Source organism: Neisseria sicca 4320, from assembly GCF_000193735.1.
GTDB lineage: Bacteria > Pseudomonadota > Gammaproteobacteria > Burkholderiales > Neisseriaceae > Neisseria > Neisseria sicca_E.
Genome location: NZ_AEPF01000046.1, coordinates 20,353 through 35,130, shown reverse-complemented (window position 1 = coordinate 35,130; position 14,778 = coordinate 20,353). Strand labels below are relative to the sequence as shown.

General features: G+C 56.3%; 12 protein-coding genes and 1 pseudogene. 9 read left to right on the top strand and 4 right to left on the bottom strand.

Annotation, left to right across the window (positions count from 1 at the left end; all coding sequences use genetic code 11):
- Positions 1–62 precede the first annotated feature (62 nt).
- The 3 genes from NSCA4_RS0104115 (at position 63) to argJ (ending at position 2,410) form a co-directional block, all read left to right on the top strand.
- Positions 63–407: a CidA/LrgA family protein gene (locus tag NSCA4_RS0104115; protein ID WP_009313070.1), complete on the top strand. Its 345-nt coding sequence runs from the start codon at positions 63–65 to the stop codon at positions 405–407.
- Entirely contained in the window at positions 407–1,108 is a 702-nt protein-coding gene (locus NSCA4_RS0104110; protein ID WP_029609498.1) for an LrgB family protein, read from the top strand. The genes NSCA4_RS0104115 and NSCA4_RS0104110 overlap by 1 nt, the downstream gene beginning before the upstream one ends.
- Before the next feature lie 81 nt (positions 1,109–1,189).
- Positions 1,190–2,410, top strand: coding sequence for a bifunctional glutamate N-acetyltransferase/amino-acid acetyltransferase ArgJ (gene argJ / locus NSCA4_RS0104105; RefSeq protein ID WP_016686960.1), 1,221 nt, complete (start codon positions 1,190–1,192; stop codon positions 2,408–2,410).
- A gap of 497 nt (positions 2,411–2,907) precedes the next feature.
- Here the strand turns inward: argJ and NSCA4_RS0104100 are convergent, their stop codons facing one another.
- The 3 genes from NSCA4_RS0104100 to tsaB are packed head-to-tail and all read right to left on the bottom strand — an operon-like array spanning position 2,908 to position 4,858.
- Positions 2,908–3,747 carry a uracil-DNA glycosylase family protein gene (locus tag NSCA4_RS0104100; RefSeq protein WP_016686959.1) on the bottom strand — a complete coding sequence of 280 codons (840 nt, stop codon included), beginning with the start codon at positions 3,745–3,747 and terminating at the stop codon, positions 2,908–2,910.
- On the bottom strand, positions 3,741–4,184 hold the full coding sequence (rimI, locus tag NSCA4_RS0104095) for a ribosomal protein S18-alanine N-acetyltransferase (RefSeq protein ID WP_016686958.1): 444 nt from the start codon (positions 4,182–4,184) through the stop codon (positions 3,741–3,743). The genes NSCA4_RS0104100 and rimI overlap by 7 nt, the downstream gene beginning before the upstream one ends.
- Positions 4,181–4,858, bottom strand: a complete 678-nt coding sequence (gene tsaB / locus NSCA4_RS0104090) for a tRNA (adenosine(37)-N6)-threonylcarbamoyltransferase complex dimerization subunit type 1 TsaB (protein WP_016686957.1) — start codon at positions 4,856–4,858, stop codon at positions 4,181–4,183. Before tsaB ends, rimI begins: the two co-directional genes overlap by 4 nt.
- Positions 4,859–5,049: 191 nt before the next feature.
- Between tsaB and gluQRS the strand changes: the two genes are divergently transcribed.
- Both gluQRS and NSCA4_RS0104080 read left to right on the top strand, forming a co-directional pair.
- Positions 5,050–5,955, top strand: a complete 906-nt coding sequence (gluQRS, locus tag NSCA4_RS0104085; protein WP_016686956.1) for a tRNA glutamyl-Q(34) synthetase GluQRS — start codon at positions 5,050–5,052, stop codon at positions 5,953–5,955.
- Positions 5,956–6,141: 186 nt separating this feature from the next.
- Positions 6,142–6,870: a LytR/AlgR family response regulator transcription factor gene (locus tag NSCA4_RS0104080; protein WP_016686955.1), complete on the top strand. Its 729-nt coding sequence runs from the start codon at positions 6,142–6,144 to the stop codon at positions 6,868–6,870.
- Positions 6,871–7,538: 668 nt separating this feature from the next.
- Here NSCA4_RS0104080 and fba read toward each other — a convergent pair.
- On the bottom strand, positions 7,539–8,603 hold the full coding sequence (gene fba, locus NSCA4_RS0104075; protein ID WP_016686954.1) for a class II fructose-bisphosphate aldolase: 1,065 nt from the start codon (positions 8,601–8,603) through the stop codon (positions 7,539–7,541).
- A 211-nt stretch (positions 8,604–8,814) separates the two neighbouring features.
- Between fba and NSCA4_RS0104070 the strand changes: the two genes are divergently transcribed.
- From NSCA4_RS0104070 to gyrB, 4 genes and pseudogenes are all read left to right on the top strand, one after another.
- Positions 8,815–9,243, top strand: a complete 429-nt coding sequence (locus NSCA4_RS0104070) for an acyl-CoA thioesterase (RefSeq protein WP_016686953.1) — start codon at positions 8,815–8,817, stop codon at positions 9,241–9,243.
- 2 nt (positions 9,244–9,245) lie between these two features.
- Positions 9,246–10,145 (top strand): tyrosine recombinase XerC, encoded by a 900-nt coding sequence (gene xerC, locus NSCA4_RS0104065; protein ID WP_016686952.1) that lies wholly within the window; start codon positions 9,246–9,248, stop codon positions 10,143–10,145.
- A gap of 24 nt (positions 10,146–10,169) precedes the next feature.
- Positions 10,170–11,570, top strand: a pseudogene (locus tag NSCA4_RS12785) (L-serine ammonia-lyase).
- A gap of 219 nt (positions 11,571–11,789) precedes the next feature.
- Positions 11,790–14,180, top strand: coding sequence for a DNA topoisomerase (ATP-hydrolyzing) subunit B (gene gyrB, locus NSCA4_RS0104055; protein WP_016686949.1), 2,391 nt, complete (start codon positions 11,790–11,792; stop codon positions 14,178–14,180).
- The last annotated feature ends 598 nt before the right edge of the window (positions 14,181–14,778 follow it).

The window sequence follows — 14,778 nt, the reverse complement described above, 5'->3', positions numbered from 1 at the left end:
ATTAACAAAGATTCATAAACCGCCCGTCTGCAAACCGGCAAACCATAGAGGAAACCCGACCCATGCACACCATCCGCGCCTTGCTCGTCCTGCTCGGCTGCCTCGCGCTCGGCGAAACCGCCGCCTACCTTACGGGCATCAAACTGCCCGGCAGCATCATCGGTATGGGTATTCTGTTTGCCATGCTTCAGGCGGGGTGGGTGAAAGCCGAGTGGTTGCAACAGCTTACCGACGCGCTGATGTCAAACCTGACGCTTTTCCTCGTGCCGCCCTGCGTCGCGGTCATCAGCTATTTGGATTTGATTGCCGACAGTTGGCTGTCGATACTCGTTTCCGCCGCCGCCAGCACCGTGTGCGTCCTGTTGGTTACGGGCAAGGTACATCAATGGATACGGGAGAAAATCTGATGGACGGCATCCTTTCCCTGTCGCAGCAGCCCAGCGTCCTGCTTTTCCTGACGCTGGCGGTGTACGCATTGGCACTCCTCCTTCGCGCGCGGACGGGCTACCTGCTGCTCAACCCTGTCTTAATCAGCACTGTTACCCTGATTGCCTACCTCAAAATCCTCGACATCGATTACGCCGTGTACCACGATGCCGCGCAGTTTATCGACTTCTGGCTCAAACCCGCCGTCGTCGCGCTCGCCGTTCCGCTCTATCAAAACCGTGAAAAAATCTTCAGCCAGTGGCTGCCCGTCATCGTCTCGCAGCTCGCCGGCAGCGTTACCGGCATCATCACAGGCATGTATTTCGCCAAATGGCTGGGCGCGGAACGCGAAGTCATCCTCTCGCTCGCCGCCAAATCCGTGACCAACCCCATCGCCATTGAAATCACCCGCACCATAGGCGGCATCCCCGCCATCACCGCCGCCACCGTCATCGTCGCCGGACTGGTCGGGCAGATAGCCGGTTATACCGTACTTAAGAACACCGTCGTCATGCCCTCGTCGGTCGGCATGTCGCTCGGCACCGCCTCACACGCCATGGGCATCGCCGCCTCGCTCGAACGCAGCCGGCGCATGGCGGCATACGCAGGGCTGGGACTGACACTCAACGGCGTACTGACCGCCGCCATCGCCCCGATTATCATCCCCGTATTAGGATTCTGAACACTTTTCAGACAACCCCGATGAACCAAAAGGTCGTCTGAAAACCAAATCAACAACAACCCCAAACAAAGGAGCAGCAAAATGGCAGTCAACCTCACAGAAAAAACCGCAGACCAACTGCTGAACATCGACGGCATCCAACTCTTCACCGCCCGCGCAGGCATCAAACAAACCGACCGCGCCGACCTCACCCTGATGGTACTTTCCGGCGGCAACACCGTCGGTGCCGTGTTCACTACCAACCGCTTCTGCGCCGCCCCCGTCCACATCGCCAAATCACACCTCTTCGACGAAGACGGCGTGCGCGCCATCATCATCAACACCGGCAACGCCAACGCAGGCACAGGCGCGCAAGGCAGAATCGACGCCATCGAAACCTGCGCCGCCACCGCCGTACAAACCGGCTGCAAACCCTCCCAAGTCCTTCCCTTCTCCACTGGCGTCATTCTCGAGCCTCTGCCCGTCTATAAAATCGTCGCCGCCCTGCCCAAAATGCAACCCGCCGACTGGACAGACGCCGCACGCGCCATCATGACCACCGACACCGTACCCAAATCCGCCTCGCGCGAAGGCAGCGTCGGCGAAAAACACACCGTCCGCGCCACAGGCATCGCCAAAGGCTCCGGCATGATCCACCCCAACATGGCAACCCTGCTCTCCTTCATCGCTACCGATGCCAAAGTTTCCCAGCCCATCCTCCAGCTGATGACCCAAGAAATCGCCGACGAAACCTTCAACACCATCACCGTTGAAGGCGACACCAGCACCAACGACAGCTTTGTCATCATCGCCACGGGCAAAAACAGCCAAAGCGAAATCGACAACATCGCCGACCCGCGCTACAAACAGCTCAAAGACCTGCTCGGCAGCCTCGCCCTCGAGCTTGCCCAAGCCGTCGTCCGAGACGGCGAAGGCGCAACCAAATTCATCACCGTCCGCGTCGAAAACGCCAAAACCCGCGACGAAGCCCGCCAAGCCGCCTACGCCGTCGCACACTCGCCCCTCGTTAAAACCGCCTTCTTCGCCTCCGACCCCAACCTCGGCAGACTGCTCGCCGCCATCGGTTACGCAGGCATTGCCGATTTGGACACCGACACCGTCGAAATGTATCTCGACGACGTATTGGTTGCCGAAAACGGCGGCCGCGCCGCAAGCTACACCGAAGAACAAGGGCAGGCAGTGATGGCGAAAGACGAAATCACCGTCCGCATCAAACTCCACCGCGGACAAGCCGCCGCCACCGTCTATACCTGCGACCTATCGCACGACTACGTCTCCATCAACGCCGACTACCGCTCGTAAGGACAGATTGTAAGTTTTGGGTTTTCAGACGACCTTGTGCGCCAGTAAACTCAGTTCGTGGGCGAAGCCTGCGCCACATCAAGGGAAACACGATCGAAAAGAGCGATATTTCCAACAGTGTTCAACTGGTAGCGTGGGCTTTGCCCGCGGATGAAGATAGCGAAAAACACCCTTTAGAGCAGGCTCTATGTTTCACTACCGCCCGTAAAGACAAGGTTTTCAGACGACCTTTGTGATGCAAATAACGCGGTTATCTTTACACCTGCGCGTCATCAAACCCTGTCCGTAGGCAAAGCCCACGCTACGGCTGGCTGTTTTGCAAACACCCGTTGCATAGGGCTTCCAGTGGATTCCCGCCTGCGCGGGAATGACGGAATGTAACCTTTACCATCATCTCAGCGCGTGTGTCGTCCTCAAAACACCTCCGCTGAAAAAATGCAAAAAGGTCGTCTGAAACCCTATTCCCAAGTTTCAGACGACCTTTGTTCCAATCAACCCTACAACACAGCCGCCGCTTTCTTCAACACCTGCCAGGCATATGCCTTCAGGCGCGGTTGGCGCAGCAGGCGGGCGGGGTGCGGGATGGTGAAATACGGTATGCCGCCACACAATTCGTCCATGACCGCCATCATTTCTTTCTGTTCGAAAATCTGACCTAAAAACAATACCGCACGGGCTTGGGACGATTCCAATTCATGCTTCAGTGCAGGCAATTCGGCATGGATTTGCGCTTCCGAGGGATGCGGGCTGAACACAGGGGCGGCTTTCACCCAACTGGTTTTGTGCACCTGCTGCGGGCTGAGGCGGATGGCGGCGAGCATATTGTCCAGCAGGACGCCGGTTTCGCCGTGGAACAATTCGCCATGCAGCGTATCTTCGGTCGACGGGCAGATGCTGACCACCATCAGGCGCGCGGTTTTGACTGTGGCGGACAGGCGCGGGAGGTCGTCTGAAAGGTGCGGGGCGGCAGGCAAATTTGCCGTGTTTTGGATGCTGCGGGCTTGTTTTTCCGCAGGCGTTTCCTGCTTGGGTTTCGTGTCGGGCTGACGGGCCGCTTCGACAGCCGCGGTTTGCGGAGATGGCATTTCGCGCTTGGGTACGTCCTGTTGGTTTCCGCCGTGTACGGCCGCCATTGCCGACAGACGCGCCTGATGCGCCCCTGCCGACAGGGTGCGTTCCTGACGGGGGATGGTCGTCTGAACCGACGCTGCCTCGGGTTTGGGCATACCGGCTTTGGGAGCGGCAAAAGCAGCGGGAACGGTTTTTGCCCCGCGCTTGAGCCACATCGGCCCCAGTCCCAAGGCTTCGTGCAAATGGAGGTAACGGCTGCTTAACATGGTTTTTCCATCAAAATTGCGTCTTCATATCCGCCCTCGGGCAGGGGGTAATAATTTTTCCGCCGGCCTGTTTCGATAAAACCGTATTTGCGGTAGAGGCCGATGGCGGCGGCATTGCCTGCGCGGACTTCCAACAACAGGCGAGATACGCCTTGGCTTGAGGTCGTCTGAAACCAATATGCCAAAAGTTTTGAGGCGATGCCTTGTCGGCGGCACTCCGGGACGGCGGCAATCAGGTGCAACTCGGACTCGCCGCAAATTTCGCGCCAGACGGCAAAACCGCAGATTTCGCCTCCGCGTTCGCAGACGCAAACGGTATCGGCAGGATTTTCTACCGCTTCGAGAAACTGCCGCTCCGACCAAGGCGAGGGATTGCCCGCCGCATCGATTGCGGTCAGGGCGGCACAGTCATCAGAGCTTGCCCGACGGATGTTCATGGTTTCGCCTTCCTTTCCGCCTGCTCTTTCGCCGTCAGGGCGATCTTGTCGCGGACGTATAACAATTCGGCATGTGCGGCGTCTGCCGCAGGATAACGCCCGCTCAGTGCCAGCTCGAGAAAATCGGCGGCAGTCGGCATGGACGGTATGCCATCGAAAGGCGGCTTGTCAGCCAAGGCAAAGGCGTTGCCCACACCCGCTCCAAAGGTTTGTCCTCGCGGCAAAACGATTTCCGAAGCCTTGCCGACATGATAATCGCCCAAACGCGTATGGGATTGCGTGTCAAACCACGCATAAAACACTTCGCCCATACGCGCATCGGTCGCCGCCAATACGCAAGGGCAGTCGGGAACCAGATAAGCCGCCGCGTCCAGACTCGGCACGCCGATAACGGGCGTATCGAAAGGAGTTGCCAAACCCTGCACGACACCCGCCCCGATACGCAATCCGGTGAACGCGCCCGGTCCTTGCGCATAAACGATGCCGCCCAAATCCGACGCGCCTATACCCGCCTGTTCGAACAACACGCGAATTTGCGGCAGGATGAGTTCTGACTGGCGCGTACCGACATTTTCATGATACAGGCGCACCTCGCCGTCCGCACGCAAAGCGAGTGAGAGAAAAGAGGTACCGGTATCGACGGCAAGAATGGGACGTGAAGTATCGATGAGCATGGAATCTGTCCGTAATGTGTTGAAACGGCATTATAACATTGCCCGCAGAAGCAGTTGCTTGGTATAGTTTGCCCGTTTTCAGACGACCTATCCCCAAAGGTCGTCTGAACGCCCTGCCGCAACGCAGTTAAAACGGACACGGCAAGTCCCGCCCAAACCGATTTCCAACAACCCGCTCCAATCCCAAAACCATGACGGCAACCCTACCAACCGACTATATCGGACGCTTCGCCCCCAGCCCCACCGGCCTGCTCCACATCGGCTCGCTGCTGACCGCGCTTGCATCCTACGCCGATGCACGCGCAAACCGGGGCAAATGGCTGGTCCGTATGGAAGACCTCGACCCGCCGCGCGAAATGCCCGGTGCCGCCGCGCATATCCTGCACACGCTCGAAGCCTTCGGTTTCGAATGGGACGGCGAAGTCGTTTGGCAGAGCCGCCGCCATTCGCTGTACAGGGACGCCTTGGGTCGTCTGAAAGAAAAAGGCCTGCTCTATCCCTGTTATTGCAGCCGCAAAGACTGGCAGGCGGCGGCCGCCCAAGGTGCCGACGGATTCGTTTACAACGGACGCTGCCGCCGCTCCGAAGACCGCCCCCACACCGACAAACCGCCCGCATGGCGCATCCGCGTCAACGACGAAACCATCGGATTTGACGACGGTATCGTCGGACATTACGCCCAAAACCTCGCCCGCGACATCGGCGACTTCGTCCTCTTGCGCGCCGACGGATTTTGGGCGTACCAGCTTGCCGTCGTCGCCGACGATGCCGACCAAGGCATCACACACATCGTACGCGGGCTAGACCTGCTCGTTTCCACCCCGCGCCAAATCTACCTGCAACGCTGCCTCGGCTTCGCTACCCCGCATTACGCCCACCTCCCGCTTTTGGTCAACAAACACGGGCAGAAATGGTCGAAGCAGACGCTTGCCCCCGCCTTGGACGAAAACCATAAAGAACAATTACTCCGCCAAGTCCTGCAATACCTCAACCTTCCGCCCGCACCCGAAGTTTCCCGCCCGCAGGCACTTTTATCTTGGGCGATAGAACACTGGCAGCCGCATAAAATACCGATACATGATATAGTTACGGAGTAGATTGGCGAGATTGCAACAAATTACTTGAGATATTATTCGAATGTAATTATTTTTTTACATAACCCGCACATTAATACTTCATATTTACTATAATCGCCGTAACCAAATGCATAACGGGAAGACGGCTATCCGTGCCGACTTTTCACCCGACTGTCAAAAACTTAAAAATAACAAAAGTAAATCATTATGTTAAGTGTCATTATTGTTGAAGACGAAGTGCTCGCCGCAGAACGCCTGCGTATCTTGCTGGAAGAGTGCAACGTCGTGATTCTCAACGTATTCCACCACGCACAACCCGCTTTGGACTGGTTGAGTATGCACGAAGTCGATATCGTATTTGCCGACATCGGGCTGCCCGAAATTACCGGACTCGAGCTGGTCGAACGCATCAAACGCGTCGCCAAACGCCAACCTGAAATCATCTTCACCACCGCCTACGAAGAACACGCCTTGCGCGCCTTCGAACTGGCGGCAGCCGACTATCTGCTCAAACCCATCCGCTCAACCCGCCTACAGGCGGCATTGGACCGGGTCAGCGAAAAATACCGCGAAAAAGCCGACGACTTTACCCATTTCCAGGTCTTCAGCCGCGACCGCATGATCGAAATCCCGTGGCAGCAGGCGCGTTATCTGATGGCGGAACACAAAACCGTCTTTCTGGTTACCGGCGACAGACAAAGCTACGAACTGCCCAAAACCCTGGTCTATTGGGAAGAATTGTTAGGCGAAAAAATCATCCGCCTCCACCGCAACGCCCTCGCCTTCCGCCATACCTTAGACTACCTGATACGGCTTGAAGACGATGACGACAGCGATTCCGCCTGGGGCGCGCAGATATTGGATATCCCCAAGCCCCTGCCTGTCAGCCGCCGCCAACTTTCCGCCATCCGCAAAATCCTCAAAAGCAAGGTGTAGATTTGCCGATAAACCCCGAACCCTGCCTTTCATGCGCAGGGTTTTGTTTTTCAAGTTCAAACCGTCGTTCAGAACGAGTATTGCGGCGAAGGGAACAAACATTAGTTAAAACAAAAACGGGCTATTTTGCCTGTTGCCAGCTCCGCGAAGGCAGGAATCTAAATCTCGGCATTTCGAAAATATTTCAGGGCGGCTGCAACTTTACATTTCCAGATTCCCGCCCGCGCGGGAATGACGGCTTTGGCGGTTCAACCTTTAGGACTTGACGAAAAATAGACAAATAATCGCAACCCTTCATCGAATCCCACGCTAGTCAGGGAATAGGAAAAGTTTGCTTCTTCGGCAAAAAAGGTCGTCTGAAAACAAACGCCGCAGGTTGTGTTCAACCTGAAGCCGTTTTCAGACGACCTTTTATAGTAGATTAACTTTAAACCAGTACGGCGTTGCCTCGCCTTAGCTCAAAGAGAACGATTCTCTAAGGTGCTGAAGCACCAAGTGAATCGGTTCCGTACTATCTGTACTGTCTATGGCTTCGTCGCCTTGTCCTGATTTTTGTTAATCCACTATAAATCAGGACGGCAGGGCAACGTTGTACGGAGTTGAACTTAACCCATACCTTCAAAACAAAACGGGCAGCTTGGATTGCCGCCCGTTTGGTTGCCCGTTGTTTATTTGATGATTTGGTTCAGCTCGCCTTTGGCGTAGCGGGTTGCCATTTTCTCAAGTGAAACGGGTTTGATTTTGCCTGCCTGACCTTCGCAGCCGAATGCGAGGTAGCGGTCGAGACAGATTTGTTTCATGGCTTCGACGGTTTTGCTCAGGTATTTGCGCGGGTCGAATTCGGACGGATTTTCTGCCATGAAGCGGCGGATGGCGCCGGTAGAAGCGAGGCGCAGGTCGGTGTCGATGTTGACTTTGCGCACGCCGTGTTTGATGCCTTCGACGATTTCTTCTACGGGTACGCCGTAGGTTTCGCCGATTTTGCCGCCGTATTCGTTGATGACTTTCAGCCATTCTTGGGGAACAGAGCTGGAGCCGTGCATGACGATGTGGGTGTTGGGCAGGGCTTGGTGGATTTCTTTGATGCGGTCGATGCGCAATACGTCGCCGGTGGGCGGACGGGTGAATTTGTATGCACCGTGGCTGGTGCCGACGGCGATGGCGAGCGCGTCCACGCCGGTGTCTTTAACAAAGCGCACGGCATCTTCGACGCTGGTGAGCATTTGGTCGTGGGAGAGTTTGCCGACTGCGCCTACGCCGTCTTCTTCGCCTGCTTCGCCGGTTTCGAGGTTGCCCAATACGCCGATTTCGCCTTCGACGGATACGCCGCAGGCGTGGGAGAAGTTAACGACGGTACGGGTGACGTCGACGTTGTATTCGTAGGTGGACGGGGTTTTGCCGTCTTCCATCAGCGAGCCGTCCATCATGACGGAGGAGAAGCCCAGTTGGATGGAGCGTTGGCACACGTCGGGCGATGCGCCGTGGTCTTGGTGCATGACGACGGGGATGTGCGGGAATTCTTCGACTGCCGCCAGAATCAGGTGGCGTAAAAACGGCGCGCCTGCATATTTGCGCGCGCCGGCGGATGCTTGAACGATAACGGGAGCGTTGACTTGGTCTGCGGCTTCCATGATGGCGCGCATTTGTTCGAGGTTGTTGACGTTGAATGCGGGCAGGCCGTAGCTGTTTTCGGCGGCATGGTCGAGCAGTTGGCGCATGGATACGAGTGCCATTTAAATCTCCTTGGTGAAGTAGCGGGATGGTGATGTGGGAAATTATAATGTTTTTCTTATTAAAAGACTACACGGGGCTACACTGGCTTTATATGTTAATGAGATTTTTTGCGGCTGCGGCGGGCAAGCGGTGCGGTCGGTATTTGTCTGACATGGTTTATAATAATAGTTTGTTTTCGGGGTCGTCTGAAACGGCGGCGGGAGGTGTGTTATGGGTAAGTTTGCAGTGTCGGATGTGGATGCGGTGTTGTTTCAGACGACCTTATGCGTGCAGGTGGGCGACGTGAATTACGGCGGCCATCTGGCGAACGATGCCGTTTTGCGTTTGTGCCACGAGGTGCGGATGCGCTGGCTGGCGGGTTTGGGTTGGAGCGAAACGGACGCGGGTGGCGCGGGGCTGATTATGGCGGACGCGGCGGTGCAATATCTGGCGCAAGGCTTTTACGGCGATGAATTGTCGGCGGAAATGGGCGTCGAGGACATCGGCAAAGGCGGGTTTGCATTGTTGTTCCGCCTGATGCGTATTGCGGACGGCAAGGTGCTGGCGCGGGCGCGCACGGGCATGGTATGTTTCGATTATGCGCGCCAAAAGGTTTGCCGATTGCCGGAAGCTTTGAAAACCGTGTTCGAGGTCGTCTGAAAATGTTGGCGCGCGATTTCGGACTGTCTTTGGACGGCTATTTGAAAATGTTGGGGCAGCAGGGCAAGTCGGCGCACACGCTGTCTGCATACGGTCGCGATTTGACCGAACTCGTGCGGTTTTTGACGGAAGGGTCGTCTGAAACGGCGCAGGATTTGACGCGGCGCGATTTCGTGGCGGCGTTGAAACGGCTGTCGCAACAAGGTTTGAGCGAACGGACGCTGGCGCGCAAATTATCGGCGTGGCGGCAATATTGCGGCTGGCTCGTGCAGTCAGGCATGATGGACAACGACCCGACCTTCAACCTGAAAGCCCCACGCCTGCCCGAACGCCTGCCCAAAGCCCTGCCGCAGGAAGAGTTGAACCATATGCTCGACAGTACGCCCGCCGACGACGGTTTGGCAGTGCGCGACCATGCCTTGTTTGAACTGATGTACGGCAGCGGCCTGCGCCTGAGCGAGATACACGGCTTGGATTTGGGCGATGTGTTGCTGGACGAAGGTTGGGTAAGCGTGACCGGTAAAGGCAGGAAAGAGCGGCAAGTCCCGCTGTCGGGCAAAAGCGTCGAAGCCTTGCGCGCCTATCTGTCCGAACGCGTGGCGGCAGACGGCGAAACCGCGCTTTTTACCGGCAAAAACGGCACGCGGCTCGGGCAGCGGCAAATCCAAAAACGCCTTCAGACATGGGCGGTGCAGCAGGGCAGCGGACAACACATTTCCCCGCACATGATGCGCCACAGCTACGCCAGTCACCTTTTGCAATCGTCTCGCGACATCCGCGCCGTGCAAGAACTGCTGGGACACAGCAACCTCTCGACCACGCAGATTTACACCAAGCTGGATTTCGATCATCTGGCAAAGGTTTACGACGAGGGGCATCCGCGGGCGAAACGGAAAAAGTAATTCAATAAAATCAACGGAAACATCATGATCAGCATTTTCGACATTTTCAAAATCGGCATCGGCCCTTCCAGCTCCCACACCGTCGGCCCCATGAAAGCCGCCGCTGCCTTTTCAGACGACCTCAAGCAATCAGGACTGGACGTACAAACCGAGCGCATCGTCATCGACATTTACGGCTCGCTGGCTCTGACAGGGCGCGGACACGGCACATTCGACGCCCTCCTGCTCGGCTTGGAAGGCAGCCTGCCGCACGACATCCCTCTCGCCGACATCCCCGACCGTCTCGAACGCATCCGCACGCAACACATCCTCCGCCTCAACGGACGCGAAATCCGCTTCACCCCCGACCGCGACCTGAACATACGCGGCGACCAAGTATTGCCCAAACACCCGAACGGACTGAATTTCACCGCCTACGGTCAAGACGGCGGCAAACTCAAAGAACAAATTTACTACTCCGTCGGCGGCGGCTTTATCGTTACCGATCAAGAATTTGACCAACAAGCCGAACAAACGCGGCAAGTCCCCTACCCTTACACCAGCTGAGCCGAACTGCTCGCCCAATGCCGCATGAACCAACTCGACATATCCGAAGCCGTGTTGGCAAACGAAGCCGCGCTTGCCGGTTGCAGCGAAGCCGAAATCCGCCGCCGCGTCGCCGGCGTTGCCGACGTAATGGAAGGCTGCATCAAGCGCGGGCTGGCAGCAGACGGCGAACTGCCCGGCGGCTTGAACGTCCGCCGCCGCGCCCCGCAGCTTGCCGCCAAACTCAAAGCCCTGCGCGAAACCGAAATCGTCAACACCCAGCTTTGGCCCATGGTTTACGCCATGGCGGTCAACGAAGAAAACGCCGCAGGCGGACGCGTCGTGACTGCCCCGACCAACGGCGCCGCAGGCATCATCCCCGCCGTCCTGCACTACTTCCGCAAGTTCAACCCGCACGCCACACAAGAGCGCGTCGAAAACTTCCTGCTCACCGCAGGCGCCATCGGCATCCTCTACAAAACCAACGCCTCCATCTCCGGCGCGGACGTCGGCTGCCAAGGCGAAGTCGGCGTCGCCTGCTCCATGGCGGCGGGCGCATACGCCGAAGTCATCGGCGGCACGCCCAAACAAGTGGAAAACGCCGCCGAAATGGCGATGGAACACCATTTGGGCCTGACCTGCGACCCCGTCGGCGGATTGGTGCAAATCCCCTGCATCGAACGCAACGGCATCGCCGCCGAAAAAGCCCTCAAACTCGGCACCCTCGCCCTACTGGAAGACGGCACGGACAAAAAAGTCTCGCTCGACGAAGTCATCCAAACCATGCTGCAAACAGGGCGCGACATGAAGTCCACCTACAAAGAAACCTCGCTTGCCGGACTCGCCATCACCCTCCAGAAAAAAGCCGTCCCCGTATCCGTCCGCGTCGTGGAATGTTGAAAACGGAAAAAATATGAAAAAAGGTCGTCTGAAACCGAGTACAAACAGGTTTCAGACGACCTTTCCACACACCCGAAACACTGAATTTTCCAGCAAAATCAGGTATAATAACGGTCTATTTCCGTCCGTTGGGCAGCTTGACCGTCCGGGTGGCGCGTTCAACTGTCGTTCAGACGACCTCAGCAGAAATTCTTTCAAAAAATCTTACAGATAAAGACCATGACTGACCAAAAACACGAAGAATACGGCGCCGACAGCATACAAGTGCTGGAAGGCTTGGAAGCGGTACGCAAACGCCCCGGTATGTATATCGGCGACACGCAGGACGGCAGCGGCCTGCACCACATGGTGTTCGAAGTATTGGACAACGCCATCGACGAAGCACTGGCGGGACATTGCGACAAAATCACCGTAACCATCCATGCCGACAATTCCGTCAGCGTGGCAGACAATGGGCGCGGCATGCCCACCGGCATCCACCCGAAAGAAGGACGCTCCGCCGCCGAAGTCATCATGACCGTATTGCACGCGGGCGGCAAGTTCGACAACAACAGCTACAAAATCTCCGGCGGCCTGCACGGCGTAGGCGTGTCCGTCGTCAATGCGCTGTCCGACTGGGTAACGCTGACCATCTACCGCGACGGCAAAGAACACTTCGTCCGCTTCGTGCGCGGCGAAACCGAAGAGCCGTTGCGAGTGGTCGGCGATTCCGACAAAAAAGGCACGACCGTGCGCTTCCTCGCCAGCGAGGAAACCTTCGGCAACGTCGAATACAGCTTCGACATCCTCGCCAAGCGCATCCGCGAACTTTCCTTCCTGAACAACGGCGTGGACATCGAATTGATTGACGAGCGCGACGGCAAACACGAAAGCTTCGCCCTTTCCGGCGGCGTGGCTGGGTTCGTGCAATACATGAACCGCAAAAAAACGCCGTTGCACGAAAAAATCTTCTACGCGTTCGGCGAGAAAGACGGCATGAGCGTCGAATGCGCGATGCAGTGGAACGACAGTTATCAGGAAAGCGTGCAGTGCTTCACCAACAACATCCCTCAGCGCGACGGCGGTACGCACTTGACCGCATTGCGCCAAGTGATGACGCGCACCATCAACAGCTACATCGAAGCCAACGAAGTCGCCAAAAAAGCCAAAGTTGAAACCGCCGGCGACGATATGCGCGAAGGTTTGACCTGCGTGTTGTCCGTCAAACTGCCCGACCCCAAATTCTCGTCCCAAACCAAAGACAAACTGGTTTCCAGCGAAATCGGTCCCGTCGTCAACGAAGTCATCAACCAAGCCCTGACCGACTTCCTCGAAGAAAATCCGAACGAAGCCAAAATCATCACCGGCAAAATCGTCGATGCCGCCCGTGCGCGCGAAGCCGCCCGCAAAGCCCGCGAAATCACCCGCCGCAAAGGCGTGATGGACGGCTTGGGGCTGCCCGGCAAGCTCGCCGACTGCCAAGAAAAAGACCCTGCCTTGTCAGAACTTTATCTGGTCGAGGGCGATTCCGCAGGCGGTTCTGCCAAACAAGGCCGCGACCGCAAATTCCAAGCCATTTTGCCGCTCAAAGGCAAAATTTTGAACGTCGAAAAAGCCCGTTTTGAAAAAATGCTCGCCAGCCAAGAGGTCTCCACCCTGATTACCGCGCTGGGCGCAGGCATCGGAAAAGAAGAGTTCAACCCCGAAAAACTGCGTTACCACCGCATCATCATCATGACCGATGCCGATGTGGACGGCGCGCACATCCGCACCCTGCTCCTGACCTTCTTCTACCGCCAAATGCCCGAGTTGGTCGAGCGCGGCTACATCTACATCGCCCAGCCGCCGCTCTACAAAGCCAAATACGGCAAACAAGAGCGTTATCTCAAAGACGAGCTTGAAAAAGACCAATGGCTGCTCGGCCTTGCCTTGGAAAAAGCCAAAATCGTTTCAGACGGCCGCACCATCGAAGGCGCAGAACTCGCCGATATTGCCAAACAATTCTTGCAGGCGAAAACCGTCATCGAACAGGAAAGCCGCTTTGTCGACCAACTCTTCCTAAGAACAATGCTTTACGCGTCGCCCATTGATTTGACGTCGTCTGAAACCGCCGATAAAGCCTTGGCCGAACTTTCAGGTTTGCTTGACGAAAAGGAGATTGCCCTCGAACGCATCGAAGGACACGAAGGCAACCGCTTCATCAAAATTACCCGCAAGCTGCACGGCAACGTCATGGTCAGCTACATCGAACCCAAGTTCCTCAACAGCAAAGCCTACCAAACCCTCACCCAAACCGCCGCCGCGCTCAAAGGCTTGGTCGGCGAGGGTGCCAAGCTTTATAAAGGCGAGAATGAGTACGATGTGGACAGCTTTGAAACCGCGCTGAACATCCTGCTCCAAAACGCCCAAAAAGGCATGTCCATCCAACGATACAAAGGTTTGGGCGAAATGAACCCCGAGCAGCTTTGGGAAACCACGATGGATCCCGCCGTGCGCCGTCTGTTGAAAGTGCGCATCGAAGACGCCATCGCCGCCGACGAAGTGTTCGTTACCCTGATGGGCGACGAAGTCGAACCGCGCCGCGCCTTCATCGAAAACAACGCCTTAATTGCGCAAAATATTGACGCTTGATAGCAGCTGAAGCATGAAAAGGTCGTCTGAAAATGGGGATTTCCGGTTTTCAGACGACCTTTTTGATTGGCGGGAACCAAGACAGATAAAACAAATACGGCTGATTCATTTATAGTGGATTAACAAAAATCAGGACAAGGCGACGAAGCCGCAGACAGTACAGATAGTACGGAACCGATTCACTTGGTGCTTCAGCACCTTAGAGAATCGTTCTCTTTGAGCTAAGGCGAGGCAACGCCGTACCGGTTTAAATTTAATCTACTATATTTTTTGATATGACACCTACCGTCATTCCCTGTACGGACAGGGATAGGCATCTCAAAATAGCTTTCTTGTTTTCATTCGCCCTGTTTCGCGGGCGAAGCCCGCGCTACAAATTGCACAGAACAGACCGCCGTAGCGTGGGCTTTGCCCACGGGTTGTTCCGATAAAAGGTCGTCTGAAAAACCTGAATACAATTTTCAGACGACCTTTTCACTCAAACAGCCTGTCCGGCATAAATGCCCTGTCCATACAAATGAGGCAGTAGTGACAAAATGGAAACTTCTTATTTTCATCCGCTATATATTTTACGGGCAAAGCCCGCACCACAGGATGC

Coding starts and splice junctions, on each gene's coding strand:
- NSCA4_RS0104080 (WP_016686955.1), top strand. CDS start 6,142: ATGTTAAGTGTCATTATTGTTGAAGACGAAGTGCTCGCCGCAGAACGC.
- argJ (WP_016686960.1), top strand. CDS start 1,190: ATGGCAGTCAACCTCACAGAAAAAACCGCAGACCAACTGCTGAACATC.
- NSCA4_RS0104110 (WP_029609498.1), top strand. CDS start 407: ATGGACGGCATCCTTTCCCTGTCGCAGCAGCCCAGCGTCCTGCTTTTC.
- xerC (WP_016686952.1), top strand. CDS start 9,246: ATGTTGGCGCGCGATTTCGGACTGTCTTTGGACGGCTATTTGAAAATG.
- NSCA4_RS0104070 (WP_016686953.1), top strand. CDS start 8,815: ATGGGTAAGTTTGCAGTGTCGGATGTGGATGCGGTGTTGTTTCAGACG.
- NSCA4_RS0104115 (WP_009313070.1), top strand. CDS start 63: ATGCACACCATCCGCGCCTTGCTCGTCCTGCTCGGCTGCCTCGCGCTC.
- gyrB (WP_016686949.1), top strand. CDS start 11,790: ATGACTGACCAAAAACACGAAGAATACGGCGCCGACAGCATACAAGTG.
- gluQRS (WP_016686956.1), top strand. CDS start 5,050: ATGACGGCAACCCTACCAACCGACTATATCGGACGCTTCGCCCCCAGC.
- tsaB (WP_016686957.1), bottom strand. CDS start 4,858: ATGCTCATCGATACTTCACGTCCCATTCTTGCCGTCGATACCGGTACC.
- rimI (WP_016686958.1), bottom strand. CDS start 4,184: ATGAACATCCGTCGGGCAAGCTCTGATGACTGTGCCGCCCTGACCGCA.
- fba (WP_016686954.1), bottom strand. CDS start 8,603: ATGGCACTCGTATCCATGCGCCAACTGCTCGACCATGCCGCCGAAAAC.
- NSCA4_RS0104100 (WP_016686959.1), bottom strand. CDS start 3,747: ATGTTAAGCAGCCGTTACCTCCATTTGCACGAAGCCTTGGGACTGGGG.